This is a genomic window from Streptomyces sp. NPDC030820, assembly GCF_055572075.1.
In genome coordinates this window covers 25,420-47,782 of the sequence record NZ_JBVIEB010000015.1, presented here as the reverse complement: position 1 = coordinate 47,782, position 22,363 = coordinate 25,420, and the positions used below count along the sequence as shown (strand labels likewise).

Genomic DNA, 22,363 nt, shown 5'->3' with positions numbered 1-22,363 from the left:
CCAGCGTACGTAGGGGAAACTGGGGCCATGACTCCTACGACGGAGACCACGGTCGGGATCGGCGGCGCCGCGGAAAGCACCGACATGGTGCTCAACATCGGGCCCCAGCACCCGTCCACGCACGGCGTGCTGCGGCTCAGGCTCGTGCTGGACGGGGAGCGCATCGTGCGCGCGGAGCCGGTGATCGGCTATATGCACCGCGGCGCCGAGAAGCTCTTCGAGGCGCGTGACTACCGCCAGATCATCGTGCTCGCCAACCGCCACGACTGGCTGTCGGCGTTCTCGAACGAGCTGGGCGTGGTCCTTGCCGTGGAGCGGATGCTCGGCATGGAGGTGCCCGAGCGGGCGGTGTGGACGCGCACGCTGCTCGCCGAGCTGAACCGGGTCCTGAACCACCTGATGTTCCTCGGCTCCTACCCGCTGGAGCTGGGCGGCATCACCCCGGTGTTCTATGCGTTCCGGGAGCGCGAGGTGCTCCAGAACGTCATGGAGGAGGTCTCCGGCGGGCGCATGCACTACATGTTCAACCGCGTCGGCGGCCTGAAGGAGGACCTGCCGGCCGGGTGGACCGCACGCGCGCGTGCCGCCGTGGCCGACGTGCGCTCGCGCATGGACGTCTTCGACGACCTGGTGCTCGGCAACGAGATCTTCCGGGGACGCACGCGCGGAGTGGGCGCGATGACGCCGCAGACCGTGCACGCCTACGGCGTGAGCGGGCCCATCGCGCGCGCCTCGGGCGTCGACTTCGACCTGCGCCGCGACGAGCCGTACCTGGCGTACGGCGACCTCCAGGACACCCTGAAGGTCGTCACCCGCAGCGAGGGCGACTGCCTCGCGCGCTTCGAGGTCCTGCTGGAGCAGACCCACAACGCGCTCGACCTCGCCGACGCCTGCCTGGACCGGCTCGCCGAGCTGCCGCCCGGGCCGATCAACCAGCGGCTGCCGAAGGTGCTGAAGGCGCCCGAGGGGCATACGTACGCGTGGACCGAGAACCCGCTCGGCATCAATGGCTACTACCTGGTCAGCAAGGGCGAGAAGACGCCGTACCGGCTGAAGCTGCGCTCTGCCTCGTACAACAACATCCAGGCGCTGACCGAGCTGCTGCCGGGGACGCTGGTGGCGGACATGGTGGCGATCCTGGGCTCGATGTTCTTCGTGGTCGGCGACATCGACAAGTAGGCCGGCCGCAGGAAACAGCCGGCCGGCTCAGGCGAGCGGGTCCGGAATTCCAACCGGCTGCACCAGCCAGCCGAAGTCACCGAGCCCACCCGGAGCGGTGAGCTCGGCGGCCTCCCCGGCGCTCGCGAGAGCGCGCACATAGGCCGTGGGGTCCGTGGAGGCCAGCGCGAGCGGGGGGCGTGCGCCGGTGAGGTCCAGGGCGCGCAGTGCGGCGCGCTGGGTGAGGAGGCGGGCGGGGGACAGGGCGCGCGCTGTGCGGGAGGGCGCCTGCGTCGTGCCGGTGGGCGTGTGCGCCGGAGGTTGGGGCGTGTCCGAGGCCGCACGCGTGGTGTCGTGGGGGGTGCGCGCCGTCTCGCCGGGCGTGCGCGCGGTCTCCCCGCGCCTGCCGGTCGCCTCCCGGAGCTTGTCCGTCGTATCCCGGCGCCCGCCGGTCCCATCCCCGGGGCTTCCGGTGGTATCCCCGAGCCTGCCCGTCGTATCCCCGAGCGTGCGCGCCGTCTCGCCAGGCGTGTGCGTCGTGTTGTGGGGCGCTCTCAAGGGCGTGTGCGCTGTGACGGCCGCCGCGCACGCGTCCAGTGCGACGTGCGCCGTGATGTCGCACGACCCGTCCGGCACGGGCGCCGTCTCGCGCCCTTTCCGGAAGCCGGTGAGCGTCCCGAACGGGGGGCGGGTGTCGACGGTGTGCGCGTAGTCCACGGCCACCGCGAGCCCGCGCACCACCCGGTCCACCGCCCACGCCCACGCCAGGTCCCGGGGCAGCCCGATCTCCGCGCGCAGCCCCTCCTCGGCCGGCAACGGCCACCATCGGGCGAGCCAGTCCGCCTCCGCGCCGGTCACCGGCTCCCCGAGCCGTTCGGTGCCGTCCTCGGCGACGAGCACCAGCCGGGGCACGCCCGCGGGGTCGACCTCGGCCACGTCCACGGGCACGTTGTCCAGCCACTCGTTGGCGAACAGCAGCCCCGTGACGGCGGCCGGAGGCGTGTCCAGCCAGGCGATCCGTTCGTCAAGACCGGCCGGGCGGTCCGCGAGTTCCACGGCGTACCCACGCGCGCGTGCGGCCACGTCGGCCGGAAGGGCGGCCAGCACCCCGGTGACCAGTTCGCCCCGCCCCGCGCCCATGTCGACGAAGTCCAGTACCGGGGGCCGGTCCAGCGCCTCGTCGACCCGGCACAGCAGCCGGGCCACGGCCTGCGCGAACAGCGCGGAGGCGTGGACGGACGTACGGAAGTGGCCGGCCGGGCCCTCCGGGCGGCGGTAGAAGCCGCCGGGCCCGTACAGCGCCTCCTCGGTCGCCGCACGCCAGCCGCGCCGGCCGTCTCCGTCGCCGGGGCGCGCTCCCGCTCCCCGTGCCGTCTCATCCGTCACCGGAACAGACTAGGCACACAGATGATCACTTCCTCCACCTTGCGGAGTACGCGCCCCGGGCACGGATCGGCCCTCCGGTTGACCCCTGCATGCATCCGGTTTCCCTACTCTGGGTTACGTGCAGCGCCTCTATGACTTCCTCCGCCGCCACCCGACCTGGGTCGACACCTTCTGGGCCGTCGTCCTGCTCGGGCTGTCCGGTCTGAGCGTGGTCAACCTCCACGGGGTGCCCGGTCACCACATGACGCTCGCCGGGGGGATGGCCGTGTCCGCCGTCCTGTGCGTCGTCGTCGCGCTGCGCCGCCGTTTCCCGGAGCCGATGCTGCTGGTGGCCCTCGCGACGGGTCTGGCCCAGCTGGTGGTGGACGTCGAGACGACCGTCGCCGACTTCGCGATGCTGGTGATCACCTACACGGTGGCGACGGTCGGCGCGCGCTGGGCCTCCCGGCTCGCCCTCGCCGCCAGTCTCGTCGCGGCCACCCTCGCGCAGATCCGCTGGCCGAACGAGCACACCAGCTTTCCGGGACATATCGCGATAGTCGTCTTCCAGACGGTGCCCTTCGCGCTCGCCTGGGTGCTCGGTGACTCCATGCGCACCCGGCGGGCCTACTTCGCCCAGCTGGAGGAGCGCGCGGCCCGTCTGGAGAAGGAGCGCGAGGCGCAGTCGAAGGTAGCGGTCGCCGCCGAGCGCGCCCGTATCGCGCGCGAGCTGCACGATGTCGTGGCGCACAACGTGTCCGTGATGGTGGTGCAGGCCGACGGCGCCGCCTATGTCCTCGATGCCGCCCCCGACCAGGCCAAGAAGGCCCTGGAGACGATCTCCTCCACCGGCCGTCAGGCCCTCGCCGAGATGCGCCGTCTGCTGGGCGTGCTGCGCACCGGGGAGCACCAGGAGGGCGGGGAGTACGTCCCGCAGCCGGACGTCGGGCAGATCGACGAGCTGATCGAGCAGTGCCGCAGTTCCGGCCTCCCGGTCGACTTCAAGGTCGAGGGCACCCCGCGCCCGCTGCCGAGCGGCGTGGAGCTGACCGCGTACCGGATCGTGCAGGAGGCGCTCACCAACACCCGTAAGCACGGCGGGCCCAACGCGGGCGCGAGCGTCCGGCTGGTCTACTTCGACGACGGGCTCGGCCTGCTCGTGGAGGACGACGGCAAGGGCGCGCCGCACGAGCTGTACGAGGAGGGCGGCGCCGACGGCCAGGGGCACGGGCTGATCGGCATGCGCGAACGGGTCGGCATGGTCGGCGGCACCCTGGACGCGGGCCCGCGCCCGGGCGGAGGATTCCGCATCAGCGCCCTGCTCCCGCTCAAACCGGCGCCCTGACGCAGCCGTACGCCTCCTGTTTGCCCCCTTCTGACACCTTCCGTCCCGAACGAAAGAGGCCCGATGACGATCCGCGTGATGCTCGTCGACGACCAGGTGCTGCTGCGCACCGGGTTCCGGATGGTGCTCGCCGCCCAGCCGGACATGGAGGTCGTGGCGGAGGCGGGCGACGGCGTCGAGGCCCTGCAGGTGCTGCGCTCCCAGCCCGTCGACGTCGTCCTGATGGACGTCCGCATGCCCAAGCTGGACGGCGTGGAGGCCACCCGGCGGATCTGCGCGGAGCCCGATCCGCCCAAGGTGCTGATCCTGACCACCTTCGACCTGGACGAGTACGCCTTCTCCGGGCTGAAGGCGGGCGCCTCCGGCTTCATGCTCAAGGACGTGCCGCCCGGTGACCTGCTGGGCGCGATCCGGTCGGTGCACAGCGGTGACGCGGTCGTGGCACCTTCCACCACCCGGCGGCTGCTGGACCGTTTCGCGCCGATGCTGCCGTCCACCGGCAAGGAGCCGCAGCACAAGGAGCTGGAGCGGCTCACCGACCGGGAACGCGAGGTGATGGTGCTGGTCGCGCAGGGCCTGTCCAACGGTGAGATCGCGGCCCGGCTGGTGCTGAGCGAGGCCACGGTGAAGACCCATGTGGGCCGCATCCTGACCAAGCTCGGCCTGCGCGACCGGGTGCAGGTCGTGGTGCTCGCCTACGAGACAGGGCTGGTACGCGCGGGCGGCCACGGCTGAGCCCGGCCGCCGCGGGGGCCTCGCTGCAGGCCCCGCCCGAGCACGGCGAAGGCCGACCGGGCGCCCGGCGCGGGGGCGCCCGCGGTACGTCCTGCGCCGCCGGCTGCGCCCGCGCGCGCTGTGATCACTCCGCGGGCAGGCGCCCGACGAAGCCGGCGACGGCCGCGCGAACGTCGTCCGCCGTCCACTCCAGGCCCGGCGCGCGCACGGCCACCTCGGTGAAGGCCAGCCCCGGCCCGCCACGGTCCCAGGGATTGGCGAAGAGGAACGTCCCCGTCTCCTCGGCCTGGCGCACCGCCGCCTCCATCAGGACATCCGGTTCGTACGGCAGCCAGACCTGGAAGTCGTGGGTGTGCGGCTCCTCGGGATGCACGCGCGCCCACGGGACCCCTGCCGCGGCGAAACCCTCGCGGAGCGCGGCGGCGACCACGCGCGCGTGCCGCACATAGTCCGGCAGCCGGGGCAGCTCGCGCTCCAGGCCGGCGAGTGCCGACAGCGCGGTGGGGAACTGCTGGAAGACCATGCCGCCGTACCGGTGCCGCCATGCCTTCGCCTCCTCCACCAGCGTCCTCGGCCCGGCCAGCGCCGCGCCGCCGAAGCCGTCGAGGGACTTGTAGAACGACATGTAGACGCTGTCCGCCAGGCCCGCGATCTCCTCCAGAGGGCGGCCGAAGTGGACCGTGCACTCCCACAGGCGCGCACCGTCGAAGTGCACCACCGCGTCGCGCTCCCGCGCGGCCTCGACGACCTCGGTCAGCTCCTCCCAGGTGGGCAGCACGAAACCGGCGTCCCGGAGGGGCAGTTCCAGCATCAGCGCGCCGAAGGGCTCGTCGAAGTCGCGTATCTCGGCGGCGGTGGGCAGCCGGGGCTCACTGGTCACACGCACCGGACGCAACCCGCTGACCTCGCTGAACGCATGCCGTTCGTGCACCTCGGGGTGGGCCAGGGCGTGCAGGGCGACCGCACGGTCGCCGGTGCGGCCCGCCCAGCAGCGCAGGGCCACCTGCTGGGCCATCGTGCCGGTCGGGAAGAACGCGGCGGCCTCCGTGCCGAGCAGGGCCGCGACCCGTTCCTCCAGGTCAGCCACGATCCCGTTGCCGTAGATGTCCGCATTCCGGTCCAGGTCGTACACCTCGGGTGCCGCTTCCTGGAGAGCTGCCAGCCGCTCCCGGATCGTGCGCTGGAAGCCCGGGCGCGACAGCACGCGCTCCGCCTTCGCGAAGGCGGCCCGGCGCCGCTCCCGCATCCGTTCCCGTTCGGACTGCGCCGTCTGCTGTTCGTCGCCCGTTTCCGCCGTGTCAGTCATGTGCGGATCATGCCGCGCGGGGCCCGCTCGGGCAGCTGGATTTCGGCGCACGCACGCGTGGCGACGCCGCGCGAGCCGAGGCGCGGCCAGGGCACCGGTTGGACAGGCGACTGCGGCCCGTACACGTGGCGTAACCCACAGCCTGTGGACAACCAATCGGCTCCGGACCGAGATAGCGTTAACATGACGAGAAATCGTCCGGTACCCAGAGCGGACTGGAACGGGAAGGCCGCCGTCGCGTGAGTACAGTCCACCAGCAAGACCTCAAGGACCGCCCCGCGCGGCTCACCGTCGGCGTCGTCGGCGCCGGCCGCGTGGGCCCCGCGCTCGCCGCGTCCCTCCAGCTCGCCGGGCACCGCCCGGTGGCCGTCTCCGGCGTCTCCGACGCCTCCCGGCGGCGCGCCGAGACCATGCTCCCGGACGTGCCGCTGGTGCCGCCCGCCGAGGTCCTGCAGCGCGCCGACCTGGTGCTGCTCACCGTCCCCGACGACGTCCTGCCCGGCTTGGTCACCGGTCTCGCCGAGACCGGTGCGGTACGGCCCGGCCAGCTGCTCGTGCACACCTCCGGCCGGTACGGCGCGAAGGTCCTGGACCCGGCCCTGCGCGCGGGCGCGCTGCCGATGGCCCTGCACCCAGCGATGACCTTCACGGGCACTCCGGTGGACGTGCAGCGCCTCGCCGGCTGCTCCTTCGGCGTCACCGCGCCCGAGGAGCTGCGGCTGGCCGCCCAGGCCCTCGTCATCGAGATGGGCGGCGAGCCCGAATGGATCAGCGAGCAGAACCGCCCGCTCTACCACGCGGCCCTCGCGCTCGGCGCCAACCACCTGGTGACCCTGGTCGCCCAGTCCATGGAGCTGCTGCGCACCGCGGGCGTCGAGGCGCCCGACCGGATGCTCGGCCCGCTGCTCGGCGCCGCCCTGGACAACGCGCTGCGCTCCGGTGACGCGGCGCTCACCGGGCCCGTCGCGCGCGGCGACGCCGGCACGGTCGCCGCCCACATCACCGAGCTGCGCAGGCACGCCCCGCAGACCGTCGCGGGCTACGTCGCGATGGCCCGCGCCACCGCCGACCGGGCGCTCGCGCACGGCCTGCTGAAGCCCGAACTCGCCGAGGACCTGCTCGGCGTGCTGGCCGACGGAGCCGGCGGACCGAGCGGCACGGGCGGCGGCACGAACGGCACTCACGGCACCGAGGGGAACGACCGATGACCACCGCCCTGCTGAGCACCGCCGACGAGCTCCACGCGCGTGTGCGCCGCGGCCGCCGCGCCGTCGTGATGACCATGGGCGCCCTGCACGACGGCCACGCCACCCTGATCCGCACCGCCCGCGAGATCGCCGGGCCGGACGGCGAGGTCGTCGTCACCGTCTTCGTCAACCCGCTGCAGTTCGGCGCGGGCGAGGATCTGGACCGCTACCCGCGCACCCTCGACGCCGACCTGAAGATCGCCGACCAGGCCGGTGCGGACGCCGTGTTCGCGCCCTCCGTGGACGAGGTCTACCCCGGCGGCAACCCCCAGGTCCGGATCACCGCCGGCCCCATGGGCGAACGCCTGGAGGGCGCCTCGCGGCCCGGCCACTTCGACGGCATGCTCACCGTCGTCGCCAAGCTGCTCCACCTCACCCGCCCCGACGTGGCGCTCTACGGCCAGAAGGACGCCCAGCAGCTGGCCCTGATCCGGCGCATGGTGCGGGACCTGAACTTCGGCGTCGACATCGTCGCCGTACCCACCGTGCGCGAGGAGGACGGCCTCGCCCTGTCCAGCCGCAACCGCTACCTCTCGCCGGACGAGCGCCGTACCGCGCTCGCGCTGTCCCGCGCCCTGTTCGCGGGCCGTGACCGGCACGCCGCGCAGGAGGCGCTGCGCGCGCGTGCCCGCGAGGTGCCTTCCACGCACGCGCGTGCCGAGGCGCTGAGCGCCCTCGGGGAGTCCCGCGCGGCCGCCGACGCGCACGCGGTCGCCACGGCGTCCCCCGGCGGCCCGGCGGCCGTCCGCGCGGCCGCCCGCCAGGTGCTGGACGAGGCCGCCCGGCTCGTCCCGCCGCTCGAACTGGACTACCTGGCACTCGTCGACCCGTCCGACTTCACCGAGATCGGCGACGACTTCACCGGCGAGGCCGTCCTCGCCGTCGCCGCCCGGGTCGGCACGACCCGGCTGATCGACAACCTCCCCTTGACCTTTGGAGCCGCCTCGTGACCAGCACAGGCACCAGCACCGGCATACGACTGCACGCGCCCGCACCCGGCTGGGGCATCTCCGCGGACGTGGTCGTCGTCGGCTCCGGCGTGGCAGGCCTGACAGCGGCCCTGCGCTGCCAGGCCGCGGGCCTGACGACGGTCGTCGTCACCAAGGCCCGCCTCGACGACGGCTCCACGCGCTGGGCGCAGGGCGGCATCGCCGCCGCGCTCGGCGAGGGCGACACGCCCGAGCAGCACCTGGACGACACCCTGGTGGCCGGCGCGGGCCTGTGCGACGAGGAGGCCGTGCGGATCCTCGTCACCGAGGGCCCCGACGCGGTACGGCGGCTCATCGACACCGGCGCCATCTTCGACGAGTCCTCCGAAGGCGGACTGGCCCTCACCCGCGAGGGCGGCCACCACCGGCGCCGGATCGCCCACGCGGGCGGCGACGCCACCGGCGCGGAGGTCTCCCGGGCGCTCGTGGAGGCCGTACGCGCGCGTGGGCTGCACACCATCGAGAACGCGCTCGTGCTGGACCTGCTGACCGACGCCGAAGGCCGTACGGCGGGCGTCACGCTGCACGTGATGGGCGAGGGCCAGCACGACGGCGTGGGCGCCGTGCACGCCCCCGCGGTGGTGCTGGCGACCGGCGGCATGGGCCAGGTGTTCTCCGCGACCACCAACCCGTCGGTGTCGACCGGCGACGGCGTGGCGCTGGCGCTGCGTGCGGGCGCCGAGGTCAGCGACCTGGAGTTCGTGCAGTTCCACCCGACCGTGCTGTTCCTCGGCCCGGACGCCGAGGGCCAGCAGCCGCTGGTCTCCGAGGCGGTGCGCGGCGAGGGCGCCCACCTGGTCGACGCCGACGGGGTGCGCTTCATGGTCGGGCAGCACGAGCTGGCCGAGCTGGCGCCCCGGGACATCGTCGCCAAGGGCATCCTGCGGCGGATGCTGGAGCAGGGCGCCGAGCACATGTTCCTCGACGCCCGGCACTTCGGGGCCGAGACGTGGGAGCACCGCTTCCCGACCATCCTGGCCGCCTGCCGCGCCAACGGCATCGACCCGGTCACCGAGCCCATCCCGATCGCCCCGGCCGCCCACTACGCCTCCGGAGGCGTCCGCACCGACGCCCGGGGCCGGACGACCGTGCCCGGCCTGTACGCGTGCGGCGAGGTCGCCTGCACCGGCGTGCACGGCGCCAACCGGCTGGCCTCCAACAGCCTTCTCGAAGGCCTTGTCTACGCCGAGCGGATCGCCGCCGACATCGCGGCGGCCCGTGCGGAGAACGGCCTCCGCGCGCGCGTGCCCGTTCCGGTCGCGCATCCCGAGACGCCCGCGCACCCGCTGCTCGCCCCCGAGACCCGGTTCGCCATCCAGCGGATCATGACCGAGGGCGTCGGCGTGCTGCGCTCCGAGGAGTCCCTCGCCAAGGCCGCCGAACAGCTCCAGCAGCTGCACGCGGACGCCCGTGACGCGCTCGAGGAGAACGGCAAGACCGCCGAGCCCGGCGTCGACACCTGGGAGGCCACCAACCTCCTGTGCGTCGCCCGTGTCCTGGTCGCCGCCGCACTGCTGCGCGAGGAGACCCGCGGCTGCCACTGGCGCGAGGACCGAGCCGAGCGCGACGACACCCACTGGCGGCGGCACATCGTCGTACGGCTGAACCCCGACCGGTCGCTGGCCGTGCACACCACCGACACCGCAGACTTCCCCCCTACCCGGTAACACCCAGCGCCTCAGGAGCAGTGACAGACGTGAGCACCGACGACCTTCCCCTCGCCCCGACCGGCGGCTGCGGCGACGGCTGCGCCTGCGGCGCCGAGGGCGACGAGGAGTACCTGGAGAGCGGGCTCGACCCCGCGCTCGCCGAGCTGCTGGCCGCCGCCGGGCTCGACCCGATCGAGGTCGAGGACATCGCCAACGTCGCCATCCAGGAGGACCTGGACGGCGGTGTGGACGTGACGACCGTCTCGACCATCCCCGAGGACGCCACCGCCACCGGCGACTTCACCGCGCGCGAGGCGGGCGTCGTGGCGGGCCTCAGGGTCGCCGAGGCCGTGCTGTCCGTGGTCTGCACGGACGAGTTCGAGGTCGAGCGGCACGTCGAGGACGGCGACCGCGTCGAGGCCGGGCAGAAGCTGCTGTCGGTCACCACGCGCACGCGTGACCTGCTGACGGCCGAGCGCAGCGCGCTGAACATCCTGTGCCGCCTGTCCGGCATCGCGACGGCCACGCGCGCGTGGGCGGACGTGCTGGAGGGCACCACGACCAAGGTCCGCGACACCCGCAAGACGACCCCGGGCCTGCGCTCGCTGGAGAAGTTCGCCGTCCGCTGCGGCGGCGGCGTCAACCACCGTATGTCGCTGTCCGACGCGGCCCTGGTGAAGGACAACCACGTGGTCGCCGCCGGTGGCGTCGCGCAGGCCTTCAAGGCCGTGCGGGAGGCCTTCCCGGAGGTGCCGATCGAGGTCGAGGTCGACACCCTGCACCAGCTGCGCGAGGTCGTCGAGGCGGGCGCGGACCTGATCCTGCTGGACAACTTCACGCCCGACGAGTGCGCAGAGGCCGTCGGCATCGTCCACGGGCGGGCCCTGCTGGAGGCCTCCGGCCGGCTCACGCTCGACACCGCGCGCATGTACGCCGACACGGGCGTGGACTTCCTGGCCGTCGGCGCGCTGACCCACTCCGCGCCGATCCTGGACATCGGCCTCGACCTGCGCGAGGCGGAGTAACCGCGATGCTCCTCACGATCGACGTCGGCAACACGCACACCGTCCTCGGCCTGTTCGACGGTGAGGACATCGTCGAGCACTGGCGCATCTCCACGGACGCGCGCCGTACGGCGGACGAGCTGGCGGTGCTGCTCCAGGGCCTGATGGGCATGCACCCGCTGCTCGGCGAGGAACTGGGCGACGGCATCGACGGCATCGCGATCTGCGCGACCGTCCCGTCGGTGCTGCACGAGCTGCGCGAGGTCACCCGGCGCTACTACGGCGACGTGCCCGCCGTGCTGGTCGAGCCGGGCGTGAAGACGGGTGTGCCGATCCTCACGGACAACCCCAAGGAGGTCGGCGCGGACCGGATCATCAACGCGGTCGCGGCCGTCGAGCTGTGCGGCGGCCCGGCGATCGTCGTGGACTTCGGTACGGCGACGACGTTCGACGCGGTCTCCGCGCGCGGGGAGTACGTCGGTGGGGTCATCGCGCCCGGTATCGAGATCTCCGTGGAGGCGCTCGGCGTCAAGGGCGCCCAGCTGCGCAAGATCGAGGTGGCCCGGCCGCGCAGTGTGATCGGCAAGAACACGGTCGAGGCCATGCAGTCCGGCATCGTGTACGGCTTCGCGGGCCAGGTCGACGGGGTCGTCAGCCGGATGGCGCGGGAGCTCGCCGACGACCCTGACGACGTGCGGGTCATCGCCACGGGCGGGCTCGCGCCGATGGTGCTGGGGGAGTCCTCGGTGATCGACGAGCACCAGCCGTGGCTGACGTTGATCGGGCTGCGGCTGGTGTACGAGCGGAACGTGTCACGGCTGTGAGGTGACCGGCGGGTGAGGTGACCGGCGCCCGTGCGGGCGCCGGCTTCCCGCTCCACGCGCGCGTGCCGTGGCCCCGTGTCGCGTGTGTGCCGTAGCCCCGGTAGAGGGAAACCAGGAGCGACACGCGGCAAAAAGATCATCCCTATTCGTCGGTTTTGTCCGATTAGCGGTAGCTTCGCCGCATGCCCACGCCATACGGATCCCGCGGCGGCATGGCGTTCGGCGTGGAGGAGCTGCGTGTGCTCCGCCGCGCCCTCGCCCTCGCCCTTCACCCCGGCCAAGCGTCCGCCGAGGACGTCCAGGACTGCTTGCGGCTCGCCGAGTCGCTCGACGAGGCGGTGCACGAGGGGGCGAGACTGCGCGCTTTCCTGGTGGCCGACCTCGGCCGGTACCGGGCGGCGCTGCCGGGTACCGCCGCCGGCTACCTCACCCTCCTGGAGGAGGCGCTGGGCGCCGGGTACCGGCCGACGCCGGACGATCTCGCGGCGCTGCGGGCGCTGCGCGGGAACCCGGTGGCGGCCGCGCTGCTGGACCGTTGCCAGGCGCTGGCCGAGCAGGACGTACGGGCCCGGTTCGCGCAGGGCGCGCGCAAGGCGCTGGCGCCGGCCGTACCCACCTCCCGCACCCGCCTGCTGGCCCTTCCGGGCGGCGCGGGAACGTCCGGGGTGCAGCAGCCCCAGGAGGATGCCGGGGGGCCGCAGAAGCCCGCCCAGAGGCCTCCGCGGAAGCCCGCGCCGAAGCCCGCGCCGACGCCTGGGGAGCGGCCCGGCACGGAGCCGACGGCGCCGAAGCGGCCCATTCCGACGCCGGGGGAGGTCTTCCCGCGCCGCAAGCCGGCGCCTCCGGCGAACCCGACCGAAACCCGCCAACTGGCCGCCGGCTGACCACGGCCTCCGGCTGACCCCGGCCTCCGGCCGGCCCCGTCTTCCCGCTCGCGTCCCCCATGCAGGTGCAGGTGCAGGTGGGGAGGGCGGGCTGGGGGTTTGCGTACCCCGTACCTTTCGGGTGTCGGTGCGTGGCTACTCTGGTGGGCATGGACTACGTCTCCGCGCTCGTGCCCCCGGTCGTGATGGCCGTGTTCTTCATCGGTGTGGTCAGGGTGATCGTGAAGACCCAGGGCGGGGCCGCCAAGGCCAAGGAGGACGCGGCCGTCGACGCCGCCCTCGCGCGTGCGGAGGGTGTGCGCAAGACCTCCGCCACCGGCGACGCCTGAGTCCGCCCGCCGCGCCCGGCTCCGTGACTTCGAGCCGTACGCCCTTTTTGTTCGCATTCATGGGCTTAGTGCACGTCCGGCACGCCATTGCCGGGATCTCCCACTATTGTTCTGAGTTGTGCCTCGCCCATTGGGAGAACTCGAAGACGCGGTCATGACGCGGGTGTGGAAGTGGAACCGCCCGGTGACCGTTCGAGAAGTCCTGGAAGACCTCCAGCAGGAACGCTCCATCGCGTACACCACCGTGATGACCGTTTTGGACAATCTCCATCAGAAGGGCTGGGTGCGCCGCGAGGCGGAAGGCCGGGCCTATCGATATGAGGCCGTCTCGACGCGAGCCGCGTACGCCGCCGCCCTCATGAACGACGCCTGGTCGCAGAGCGACAACCCGGCCGCCGCTCTCGTCGCCTTCTTCGGGATGATGAGCGAGGAACAGCGCCAGGCCCTCCGGGACGCCGTACGCATCGTCCAGGGACCGGAAACCCCGGAAGCGCCGGAACCGCGCCAACAGGAAGCCGGGCAAGAAGAGGAGAACCCCGGCGCGGCTCCGGACGCGGACGGGCGATAGCGTCCGCTCATGTCAGCAGAGCGCCCTGAAGTCTCCGCAAAAGCCATCACGGTCCGCCGCGCCCGGACCAGCGATGTGCCGGCCGTACGCCGCCTCCTCGACGCCTACGTCCGCGACCGCATCCTGCTCGACAAAGCCACGGTCACGCTTTACGAGGACATCCAGGAGTTCTGGGTCGCGGAACGCGACGACAACGCCGAGGTGGTCGGCTGCGGTGCGCTGCACGTCATGTGGGAGGACCTCGCGGAAGTCCGCACTCTCGCGGTGAAGCCCGGCCTCAAGGGCGCCGGGGTCGGCCATCAGCTGCTGGAGAAGTTGCTGCAGACCGCACGCTGGCTCGGCGTTCGCCGGGTTTTCTGCCTGACCTTCGAAGTGGACTTCTTCGGGAAGCACGGCTTCGTGGAGATCGGGGAGACGCCGGTCGACACCGATGTGTACGCGGAGCTCTTGCGTTCCTATGACGAGGGCGTCGCGGAGTTCCTGGGTCTCGAACGAGTGAAACCGAACACCTTGGGCAACAGCCGGATGCTTCTGCATCTGTGATCGTCATTGCCCGGGTGCCCTATGTCCGAAACGCGCATGTTTCCGGACGGAGGCGGTCCGTCGGTCCTCTACCGGTCCTCTCCCAGGGGTTTGTGTTTTTCCGGCAAAAGCGGTTTGCTTTCCGACGTACTGCAGTACTGCATATAACAGGGGCGGCGAAACGGCGGACGCCGCACACCCCGGCCCTCAACGTTATCGATGAAAGGAAATCCGGTGGCACAGAAGGTTCAGGTCCTTCTTGTCGACGACCTCGACGGCGGCGAGGCGGACGAGACCGTGACGTTCGCGCTGGACGGCAAGACATACGAGATCGATCTCACGACCGCCAATGCGGACAAGCTGCGCGGTCTTCTCGACCCCTATGTGAAGGGTGGTCGTCGTACCGGTGGCCGTGCGTCGGGGGGTCGCGGAAAGGCGCGTGCCGCTTCCGGTGGCACCCAGGACACCGCGGCGATCCGCGCCTGGGCGAAGGAGAACGGTTACGAGGTCAACGACCGCGGTCGCGTTCCGGCGTCCATTCGCGAGGCCTATGAGAAGGCCAACGGCTGATCCCGCCGGCAGGCGGTCGGCAGTCCCGCGCGCGGGCGCCGCAACCGGACCCCGTGGCACTGCGCTGCCACCGTGTCCAGCAGTCGTACGAGATCGGGGGCGCCCTCTGCGCGCCCCATGCCCGGCATCGCCGGCAGCGAGGCCTCGACCTCGCCTCCAGGCCCAGGGGGCCGCAGCCATAAGGCGGCCCCCTGCACGGACCCGGCCCGCCCGACCACGTCGGACCCGGTCGCCGGTGGAACCGGTGCCTCCATCGCGTCGCCCGCCCCCAGGACCCGCAGGTCGAGGGCCACGGCACTCCACTCCAGCCAGTCCAGCAGCCCCGGCAGCTCCTCGGCGCTGCCCGCGGCCACCAGCAGCTGCATCCGGTCGCCCCGAAGGGCCACCGGAGAGCCCGGCGCGAGACGCCGGAGCGCCCCGGCGCCCGCCTCGGTCGGTACGTCCAGGACGTCGAACCGCACCCCGGTGAGCAGCCGCAGCGGCCGTCCGGGCACTGTCGCCCAGCCCAGATCGTTCTCGTACCAGTGCCGGATCCGGATGTCCGGGCCGTACGGAAGGTCACTGGTGTCCGGTACATCCGGATCCCGTGGGCGACGGGGAAGGGGGACTGTAGAGGCCGTGGGGACCGAGCCAACCATGCCAAGTGCAACTGCCGAAGCGGCCCGAGGGTTACGCTGAGTGGAAGATCAATTGCGCACAGTGCCGAAAGAGGGGGCGCGCGGGAGTGCGGGGAGGCGCAAGGTTGTTCGCCCATAGCGGAGCGAACCGGGGCGCGCCGCATGGAGTGTCGGTCCCAGCGGGTAAGACATGCCTAGTGGGAGGGGGCGACACGCAGATCAGGCCGTCTCACGTTCGCCATCGGCGTACTGGCGATGGGGGTAACTGTCTGGCCTGCGGGAACATCGTCTCGCACCATCGGGTTGGAGCAGATGTCGGCGTCACGGGTCAGGAGGCCATCGACGGTGTCGGCAGTTGGAATGAGCGGTCCCCGCTTGCGGGACTAAGCTGCGGAAGGACAGGGAGGGGAAGTTCCCCCCACTGCCTGACCGCTCTGAGGAGCGATTAACGATGTTCGAGAGGTTCACCGACCGCGCGCGGCGGGTTGTCGTCCTGGCTCAGGAAGAAGCCCGGATGCTCAACCACAACTACATCGGCACCGAGCACATCCTCCTGGGTCTCATCCACGAGGGCGAAGGTGTCGCCGCTAAGGCCCTGGAGAGCCTCGGCATTTCGCTTGAGGCGGTCCGCCAGCAGGTGGAGGAGATCATCGGTCAGGGCCAGCAGGCCCCGTCCGGGCACATCCCCTTCACCCCCCGTGCCAAGAAGGTCCTGGAGCTGTCGCTCCGTGAGGCTCTTCAGCTGGGCCACAACTACATCGGCACGGAGCACATCCTGCTCGGCCTGATCCGTGAGGGCGAGGGCGTCGCCGCCCAGGTCCTGGTCAAGCTGGGAGCAGACCTCAACCGGGTGCGGCAGCAGGTCATCCAGCTGCTCTCCGGTTACCAGGGCAAGGAGACCGCCGCCGCGGGCGGCCCGGCCGAGGGCACCCCCTCGACCTCTCTCGTCCTGGACCAGTTCGGCCGGAACCTCACCCAGGCCGCTCGTGAGTCCAAGCTCGACCCGGTCATCGGGCGCGAGAAGGAGATCGAGCGGGTCATGCAGGTGCTGTCCCGCCGTACCAAGAACAACCCGGTGCTGATCGGTGAGCCCGGCGTCGGCAAGACCGCCGTCGTCGAGGGCCTCGCCCAGGCCATCGTCAAGGGCGAGGTGCCCGAGACGCTCAAGGACAAGCACCTCTACACCCTGGACCTCGGCGCCCTGGTCGCCGGCTCCCGCTACCGCGGTGACTTCGAGGAGCGCCTGAAGAAGGTGCTCAAGGAGATCCGCACCCGCGGCGACATCATCCTGTTCATCGACGAGCTGCACACGCTGGTCGGTGCGGGTGCCGCCGAGGGCGCCATCGACGCGGCTTCCATCCTGAAGCCGATGCTGGCCCGCGGTGAGCTGCAGACCATCGGTGCGACCACGCTGGACGAGTACCGCAAGCACCTGGAGAAGGACGCGGCCCTGGAGCGCCGCTTCCAGCCCATCCAGGTCGCCGAGCCGTCCCTGCCGCACACGATCGAGATCCTCAAGGGCCTCCGTGACCGGTACGAGGCGCACCACCGCGTCTCCATCACCGACGAGGCCCTGGTCCAGGCGGCCACCCTGGCCGACCGGTACATCTCCGACCGCTTCCTGCCGGACAAGGCGATCGACCTGATCGACGAGGCCGGTTCCCGGATGCGCATCCGCCGGATGACCGCTCCGCCGGACCTGCGCGAGTTCGACGAGAAGATCGCCGCCGTCCGCCGGGACAAGGAGTCCGCGATCGACTCGCAGGACTTCGAGAAGGCCGCCTCCCTGCGCGACAAGGAGAAGCAGCTCCTGGCCGCCAAGGCCAAGCGGGAGAAGGAGTGGAAGGCCGGCGACATGGACGTCGTCGCCGAGGTCGACGGCGAGCTGATCGCCGAGGTCCTCGCCACGGCGACGGGCATCCCGGTGTTCAAGCTCACGGAGGAGGAGTCCTCCCGTCTGCTCCGCATGGAGGACGAGCTCCACAAGCGGGTCATCGGCCAGAACGACGCCGTCAAGGCGCTGTCGAAGGCGATCCGTCGTACGCGTGCCGGTCTGAAGGACCCGAAGCGTCCGGGTGGTTCGTTCATCTTCGCCGGCCCGTCCGGTGTCGGTAAGACCGAACTGTCCAAGGCGCTCGCCGAGTTCCTCTTCGGTGACGAGGACGCGCTGATCTCCCTCGACATGTCGGAGTTCAGCGAGAAGCACACGGTCTCGCGTCTCTTCGGTTCGCCCCCCGGCTACGTGGGCTACGAAGAGGGCGGTCAGCTGACGGAGAAGGTGCGCCGCAAGCCGTTCTCGGTCGTCCTCTTCGACGAGGTCGAGAAGGCCCACCCGGACATCTTCAACTCGCTGCTGCAGATCCTGGAGGACGGTCGCCTGACCGACTCCCAGGGCCGGGTCGTGGACTTCAAGAACACGGTCATCATCATGACGACCAACCTCGGCACCCGGGACATCTCCAAGGGCTTCAACCTCGGCTTCGCCGCCGCGGGTGACACGAAGACCAACTACGAGCGCATGAAGAACAAGGTGTCGGACGAGCTCAAGCAGCACTTCCGCCCCGAGTTCCTCAACCGCGTCGACGACGTGGTCGTCTTCCCGCAGCTGACGCAGTCGGACATCCTGCGGATCGTCGACCTGATGATCAGCAAGGTGGACGAGCGCCTGAAGGACCGGGACATGGGCATCGAGCTCTCCCAGTCCGCCAAGGAGCTGCTGGCCAAGAAGGGTTACGACCCGGTGCTGGGCGCGCGTCCGCTGCGCCGCACGATCCAGCGCGAGGTCGAGGACACGCTCTCGGAGAAGATCCTCTTCGGCGAGCTGCGTCCCGGTCACATCGTGGTCGTGGACACCGAGGGCGAGGGCGAGTCCCAGACCTTCACCTTCCGCGGTGAGGAGAAGTCGGCGCTGCCGGACGTCCCGCCGATCGAGCAGGCGGCCGGCGGTGCCGGGCCGAACCTGAGCAAGGAGGCGTAAGCCTCCGGCCAAAGGGCCGACGAAAGGGGCCGGTGCTGCACAGCACCGGCCCCTTGTCCATGTCTGCGAAAGCCGTGGCTTACGACAACTGTCCGTTGTAGTCCGGCAGTTTGAAGGTCTTCTCGGCGTGGCCGCCGGAAAGGTCGGTGGCGCTGTTGCCGATGTTCGCGATGATCGTGTAGCCCTTGTTCTCGATGTCGACGCGCTGGGCGGTCTTGTAGGCGGCGACATCCTTGAACAGGTCGAACAGGCCGCGCACGTAGAGGCCGGAGACGTCGTAGCCGTCGTATTCGAGGTTGTACTCGGTGGGCAGGTAGATGATGCCCGGGCGGGCCGTGACGAAGAACAGGGAGACGCCGTGCTCCTGGGCGTACTTCGCGACGTTCAGGACGGGCTTGTTGGCCGGCTGCGGGTAGCTGAAGCCGAAGTCGGTCTCCAGCGTGGTGTTGTCGATGTCGAAGACGATCGCCTGCTTCTCGCCCGGCTCGGCGTCGGCGATCCGCTCCTTCAGGTACGGCAGGGCCTGGTCCATCACGGCCTGGCAGTCCTTCTGCCAGGTGGCGTAGTCGACCTTGCCGGTGGAGCTGCTCGCGGTTGCCGTGGCGTCCGCCGCGTGGGCCGGGGCGGCCATCGCGGCCAGGGCGGCCACGGAGACGGCGGTTGCGGATATACGGCGCGCCCAGGGGCGACTGGTCATCGGTGGGGGTCCTCTCACGTCCGTACGCGTGCCGGAGATGGCAGGTGCATGATCTGTGGTGAGGGTGGCGTGAGGGGAACCGTAGGGTTACTGAACGGTAGGTGGCCAGAGGTGTGCGTCACATTCACGCTCTCAAGACCGGCCGGCACATCGCCCGGTCCGGCCCCACCGGCATGAGTCAGTCCTGCTGCCGGGCGTGTTCGTGCGCCTGGCCGATCAGGTCCAGGGCGACTTCGAGGACCGCCGTGCGCTTCTTCTCGAAGTCGCCTTCGAGGTCCTGCATCAGGAACATCCCCGCGTGCAGGGTGAACATCGCGCTGACCGAGCGCACCTGGTCGACGAGCTCGGCCTTCGGGTCGATGAGGATGTCCCGCAGATCGCGCATCCGGTCCTTGAAGCTGTCACCGATGCGCAGGTCCCGGACCGTGCCCTGGTTGTCGTGCATGAAGCGGAAGAGCGGTTCGGCGTCGGCCAGCACCCGGCTGTAGCGCCGTACCACCTCCTGCTTGGTCTCCAGGGTGTGCGGCTGGCTGCGGCCCCACTCGATCAGGTCCTCGATCGGTTTCGTCAGATCCTCGAAGAGGCTGACGATGATCTCTTCCTTCGTCTTGAAGTGGTAGTACAGGGCCGCCTTCGTGACGTCGAGACGCTCGGCGATCTCGCGCAGGGAGGTCTTCTCGTAGCCCTGCTCCGCGAAGAGTTCGAGCGCGACGTCCTGGATGCGCTGGCGGGTGTTGCCGCGGCGCTGCTGCTTGGTGCCGTCCATGGTGACGCCCATCCTCGTACTCCTCGCGCTTCCGCGGAAACTTACTTGACGCCCGGCTAGTGACAGGTCTACTTTCCCCAGTGTAGTGAACTAGCCGGGCGGCAAGTAAGTGGCCGCCGTAGGGGGAATGGGAAGAGATGGCGGACACGGTCGAAAGCGTCATGGAAGGCAAACCGGAGGGCAAACAGCCCAAGAGTGTGCGGGTGGTCCTGCTCGCACTCATGATCGCGATGATGCTCGCGATGCTCGACAACATGATCGTCGGTACGGCGATGCCGACGATCGTGGGCGATCTGGGTGGCCTGGAGCACCTGTCCTGGGTGGTCACCGGCTACACCCTGGCCACCGCGGCCTCCACCCCGATCTGGGGGAAGCTCGGTGACATGTACGGCCGCAAGGGCTCGTTCCTCACCTCGATCGTGATCTTCCTGATCGGCTCGGCGCTCAGCGGCATGGCCCAGAACATGGGCGAACTCATCGGCTTCCGGGCCGTCCAGGGCCTGGGCGCCGGCGGTCTGATGGTCGGCGTCATGGCGATCATCGGCGATCTGATCCCGCCGCGGGAGCGCGGCAAGTACACCGGCATGATGGCCGGCGTCATGGCGCTGGCGATGATCGGCGGCCCGCTGGTCGGCGGCACCATCACCGACAACTGGGGCTGGCGCTGGTCCTTCTACATCAACTTGCCGCTCGGCGTCGTGGCCCTGGCCCTGGTCAGCGCCGTACTGCACCTGCCCAAGAAGCGGGCGCGGGCGCGCATCGACTACCAGGGTGTCGCGCTGCTGACCGTCGGCATCACCTCGATCGTGCTGGTCACCACCTGGGGCGGCACCGAGTACGCCTGGACCTCCGCGCGGATCATGGAACTGACCAGCATCGGTGTCGTCGCGCTGATCGGGTTCGTCTGGTGGCAGACCAAGGCCGTCGAACCGGTCGTACCGCTGCACATGTTCCGCAGCCGGAACTTCACCCTGATGTCCGTCATCGGCTTCATCACCGGCTTCGTGATGTTCGGCGCCACGCTCTACCTGCCGCTCTACCAGCAGGCGGTGCAGGGCGCCTCCGCCACCAACTCCGGTCTGCTGCTCCTGCCGATGCTCGGCGCGATGCTCGTGACCTCGATGGTCGCGGGCCGGGTCACCACCAACAGCGGCCGCTACAAGATCTTCCCGATCGTCGGCGGTGCGCTGATGATCGCCGGGCTGTATCTGCTGTCGCTGATGGACACGGGGACGACCCGGCTGACCTCCGGCATCTACATGGCCGTGCTGGGTCTGGGCATGGGCTGCCTGATGCAGATCACCATGCTGGTGGCGCAGAACAGCGTGGAGATGAAGGACATGGGCGTCGCGTCCTCGTCCACGACCCTGTTCCGTACGCTCGGCTCCTCCTTCGGCGTGGCCATCATGGGCGCGCTGTTCAACGACCGGGTCAAGCACGTGATGGCCGAGCGGGCCGGTGCGCTGGGCAAGGGCGTCACCGAGAAGTCCGCGCAACTGGACGCGAAGCACCTGAAGATGCTGCCGGCCCCGGTCAAGGACGCGTACCAGCACGCGGTCTCCGCCGGTACGCACTCGGCGTTCCTGCTGGGCGCCGCGATCGCGGTGATCGTGCTGATCGCGGCGCTGTTCGTGAAGGAGGTCCCGCTCAAGAGCGGGAAGCCTTCGGCGGACAGCGGCGAGGACGTGACTGCGGTGCAGGTCGTCGAGGCGGTCTGAGCCGCAGCTGAACCGAAGACCCCCCGGCTGGTGTCCGCCCCGGGGGGCCTTCTTCTTTTGCTGGTCGGCGCCGCTGTCAGTGCCCCGTGTCACCATCGACCGCATGGACAAGGTACGGCGGCTGCGTCTGGCCAAGGACGCCATGGACCGGGACTGGGCGGACCCCGGCCTCGATCTGGACGCCGTGGCGGCCTGCGCCGGGTACTCGCGGTATCACTTCCTGCGCGCCTTCAAGGAGGTCTACGGCGAGACGCCGGGCCAGTATCTGACCCACCGCCGGATCGAGCGGGCCGAGGAGATGCTGCGCTGTGCCAACCTCACCGTGACCGAGATCTGCACCCTGGTCGGCTTCAGCAGCCTCGGCACGTTCTCCGCCCGCTTCAAGGCCCGCACCGGGCTCACCCCGAGCGAGTACCGCGCGCGGCACGTGGGGCGCGGGGCCTCTCTCATACCCGGGTGCTACGCCATGCTGTGGGCTGGCGGATTCAGCACCGCAAGATCGGAGAAGCGCTCCGGGGCCGGCCCTGCCTACGGTGACGAAGGGCTGTCCGCCGCGGCGGACGGCACCGCCAGCGCCGTCAGCACCGCCGACAGGAGAGCAGATCCATGATCAAGGGGCTTGCCATCACCACCGTCTGGGTCCTGGACCAGGACCGGGCCAAGGAGTTCTACACCCAGAAGCTGGGCCTTGAGGTCCGTACGGACATGACCATGGGGGAGGGCGGCATGCGCTGGCTCACCGTCGGTGCCCCCGGTCAGCCCGACGTGGAGCTGACGCTCATGGTGCCGGGGCCGCCCGCGATGGACCCCGAGTCCGCCGAGATGATGCGGAAGCTCATCGCCAAGGGGGCGCTCGGCGCGGGGGTGCTGGCGACCGATGACATCCACGGCGACTACAAGAAGCTCAAGGACCGCGGGGTGGAGTTCCTGCAGGAACCGCAGGAGCGGCCGTACGGCACGGAGGCGCTCTTCCGCGATGACTCCGGCAACTGGTTCTCCTTCACGCAGCGGGGAGAGGGCGGGCTGGATCTGGAGCGGGACTGGGCCTGTTGAGCGCCTCATGGCCGATCGCGGCGAGGCCGGCGGTGCGGGG

22 protein-coding genes are annotated in these 22,363 nt (G+C 70.7%); 17 read left to right on the top strand and 5 right to left on the bottom strand.

Annotation, left to right across the window (positions count from 1 at the left end):
• The first annotated feature begins 27 nt into the window (after positions 1-27).
• Positions 28-1,179 carry an NADH-quinone oxidoreductase subunit D gene (locus tag ACZ418_RS33930; RefSeq protein WP_468370833.1) on the top strand — a complete coding sequence of 384 codons (1,152 nt, stop codon included), beginning with the start codon at positions 28-30 and terminating at the stop codon, positions 1,177-1,179.
• 27 nt (positions 1,180-1,206) lie between these two features.
• Here ACZ418_RS33930 and ACZ418_RS33925 read toward each other — a convergent pair whose 3' ends face one another.
• Positions 1,207-2,544 (bottom strand): SAM-dependent methyltransferase, encoded by a 1,338-nt coding sequence (locus ACZ418_RS33925; RefSeq protein WP_468370831.1) that lies wholly within the window; start codon positions 2,542-2,544, stop codon positions 1,207-1,209.
• Positions 2,545-2,662: 118 nt separating this feature from the next.
• On the opposite strand from ACZ418_RS33925, the gene ACZ418_RS33920 reads away from it, so the two are divergent.
• Positions 2,663-3,868 (top strand): sensor histidine kinase, encoded by a 1,206-nt coding sequence (locus ACZ418_RS33920; RefSeq protein ID WP_468370829.1) that lies wholly within the window; start codon positions 2,663-2,665, stop codon positions 3,866-3,868.
• A 63-nt stretch (positions 3,869-3,931) separates the two neighbouring features.
• A complete protein-coding gene (locus ACZ418_RS33915) occupies positions 3,932-4,603 on the top strand; it encodes a response regulator transcription factor (protein ID WP_468370827.1) in 672 nt (223 codons plus the stop codon).
• A 124-nt stretch (positions 4,604-4,727) separates the two neighbouring features.
• Here the strand turns inward: ACZ418_RS33915 and ACZ418_RS33910 are convergent, their stop codons facing one another.
• The gene (locus ACZ418_RS33910; RefSeq protein ID WP_468370825.1) at positions 4,728-5,909 is read right to left on the bottom strand and encodes a threonine aldolase family protein; all 1,182 of its coding nucleotides are present in this window, start codon (positions 5,907-5,909) and stop codon (positions 4,728-4,730) included.
• A gap of 239 nt (positions 5,910-6,148) precedes the next feature.
• Here ACZ418_RS33910 and ACZ418_RS33905 point away from each other — a divergent pair, with 239 nt between their 5' ends.
• The 10 genes from ACZ418_RS33905 to ACZ418_RS33860 all read left to right on the top strand — a co-directional run bounded on the left by ACZ418_RS33905 (position 6,149) and on the right by ACZ418_RS33860 (position 14,495).
• Positions 6,149-7,117: a Rossmann-like and DUF2520 domain-containing protein gene (locus tag ACZ418_RS33905; RefSeq protein ID WP_468370823.1), complete on the top strand. Its 969-nt coding sequence runs from the start codon at positions 6,149-6,151 to the stop codon at positions 7,115-7,117.
• Positions 7,114-8,106: a pantoate--beta-alanine ligase gene (panC, locus tag ACZ418_RS33900; protein ID WP_468370821.1), complete on the top strand. Its 993-nt coding sequence runs from the start codon at positions 7,114-7,116 to the stop codon at positions 8,104-8,106. The genes ACZ418_RS33905 and panC overlap by 4 nt, the downstream gene beginning before the upstream one ends.
• On the top strand, positions 8,103-9,812 hold the full coding sequence (locus tag ACZ418_RS33895; protein ID WP_468370819.1) for an L-aspartate oxidase: 1,710 nt from the start codon (positions 8,103-8,105) through the stop codon (positions 9,810-9,812). Before panC ends, ACZ418_RS33895 begins: the two co-directional genes overlap by 4 nt.
• Before the next feature lie 29 nt (positions 9,813-9,841).
• A complete protein-coding gene (nadC, locus tag ACZ418_RS33890; protein ID WP_468370817.1) occupies positions 9,842-10,819 on the top strand; it encodes a carboxylating nicotinate-nucleotide diphosphorylase in 978 nt (325 codons plus the stop codon).
• A gap of 5 nt (positions 10,820-10,824) precedes the next feature.
• Positions 10,825-11,622 carry a type III pantothenate kinase gene (locus tag ACZ418_RS33885; protein WP_468370816.1) on the top strand — a complete coding sequence of 266 codons (798 nt, stop codon included), beginning with the start codon at positions 10,825-10,827 and terminating at the stop codon, positions 11,620-11,622.
• 212 nt (positions 11,623-11,834) lie between these two features.
• Positions 11,835-12,506: a hypothetical protein gene (locus ACZ418_RS33880; protein WP_468371065.1), complete on the top strand. Its 672-nt coding sequence runs from the start codon at positions 11,835-11,837 to the stop codon at positions 12,504-12,506.
• 149 nt (positions 12,507-12,655) lie between these two features.
• Positions 12,656-12,835, top strand: coding sequence for a hypothetical protein (locus tag ACZ418_RS33875; RefSeq protein WP_468370814.1), 180 nt, complete (start codon positions 12,656-12,658; stop codon positions 12,833-12,835).
• Between the two features lie 154 nt (positions 12,836-12,989).
• Positions 12,990-13,403, top strand: coding sequence for a BlaI/MecI/CopY family transcriptional regulator (locus ACZ418_RS33870; RefSeq protein WP_450986638.1), 414 nt, complete (start codon positions 12,990-12,992; stop codon positions 13,401-13,403).
• Positions 13,404-13,412: 9 nt separating this feature from the next.
• The gene (locus tag ACZ418_RS33865; RefSeq protein ID WP_030651520.1) at positions 13,413-13,946 is read left to right on the top strand and encodes an amino-acid N-acetyltransferase; all 534 of its coding nucleotides are present in this window, start codon (positions 13,413-13,415) and stop codon (positions 13,944-13,946) included.
• 213 nt (positions 13,947-14,159) lie between these two features.
• Positions 14,160-14,495 carry a histone-like nucleoid-structuring protein Lsr2 gene (locus tag ACZ418_RS33860; protein ID WP_468370812.1) on the top strand — a complete coding sequence of 112 codons (336 nt, stop codon included), beginning with the start codon at positions 14,160-14,162 and terminating at the stop codon, positions 14,493-14,495.
• On the opposite strand, the gene ACZ418_RS33855 is transcribed toward ACZ418_RS33860, so the two are convergent.
• Positions 14,474-15,133 carry an SCO3374 family protein gene (locus tag ACZ418_RS33855; protein WP_468370810.1) on the bottom strand — a complete coding sequence of 220 codons (660 nt, stop codon included), beginning with the start codon at positions 15,131-15,133 and terminating at the stop codon, positions 14,474-14,476. The two genes, ACZ418_RS33860 and ACZ418_RS33855, sit on opposite strands and share 22 nt — an antisense overlap.
• 430 nt (positions 15,134-15,563) lie before the next feature.
• On the opposite strand from ACZ418_RS33855, the gene ACZ418_RS33850 reads away from it, so the two are divergent.
• Positions 15,564-18,089, top strand: a complete 2,526-nt coding sequence (locus ACZ418_RS33850; protein ID WP_351550636.1) for an ATP-dependent Clp protease ATP-binding subunit — start codon at positions 15,564-15,566, stop codon at positions 18,087-18,089.
• Between the two features lie 79 nt (positions 18,090-18,168).
• Here ACZ418_RS33850 and ACZ418_RS33845 read toward each other — a convergent pair whose 3' ends face one another.
• A complete protein-coding gene (locus tag ACZ418_RS33845) occupies positions 18,169-18,786 on the bottom strand; it encodes an HAD family acid phosphatase (RefSeq protein WP_468370808.1) in 618 nt (205 codons plus the stop codon).
• Positions 18,787-18,964: 178 nt separating this feature from the next.
• The gene (locus tag ACZ418_RS33840; RefSeq protein WP_450986635.1) at positions 18,965-19,564 is read right to left on the bottom strand and encodes a TetR/AcrR family transcriptional regulator; all 600 of its coding nucleotides are present in this window, start codon (positions 19,562-19,564) and stop codon (positions 18,965-18,967) included.
• A 125-nt stretch (positions 19,565-19,689) separates the two neighbouring features.
• On the opposite strand from ACZ418_RS33840, the gene ACZ418_RS33835 reads away from it, so the two are divergent.
• The 3 genes from ACZ418_RS33835 (at position 19,690) to ACZ418_RS33825 (ending at position 22,323) form a co-directional block, all read left to right on the top strand.
• Positions 19,690-21,270 (top strand): MDR family MFS transporter, encoded by a 1,581-nt coding sequence (locus ACZ418_RS33835; RefSeq protein ID WP_468370806.1) that lies wholly within the window; start codon positions 19,690-19,692, stop codon positions 21,268-21,270.
• A gap of 103 nt (positions 21,271-21,373) precedes the next feature.
• Positions 21,374-21,880, top strand: coding sequence for a helix-turn-helix transcriptional regulator (locus tag ACZ418_RS33830; protein ID WP_468370804.1), 507 nt, complete (start codon positions 21,374-21,376; stop codon positions 21,878-21,880).
• A complete protein-coding gene (locus ACZ418_RS33825) occupies positions 21,877-22,323 on the top strand; it encodes a VOC family protein (protein WP_468370802.1) in 447 nt (148 codons plus the stop codon). The genes ACZ418_RS33830 and ACZ418_RS33825 overlap by 4 nt, the downstream gene beginning before the upstream one ends.
• Positions 22,324-22,363 lie beyond the last annotated feature (40 nt).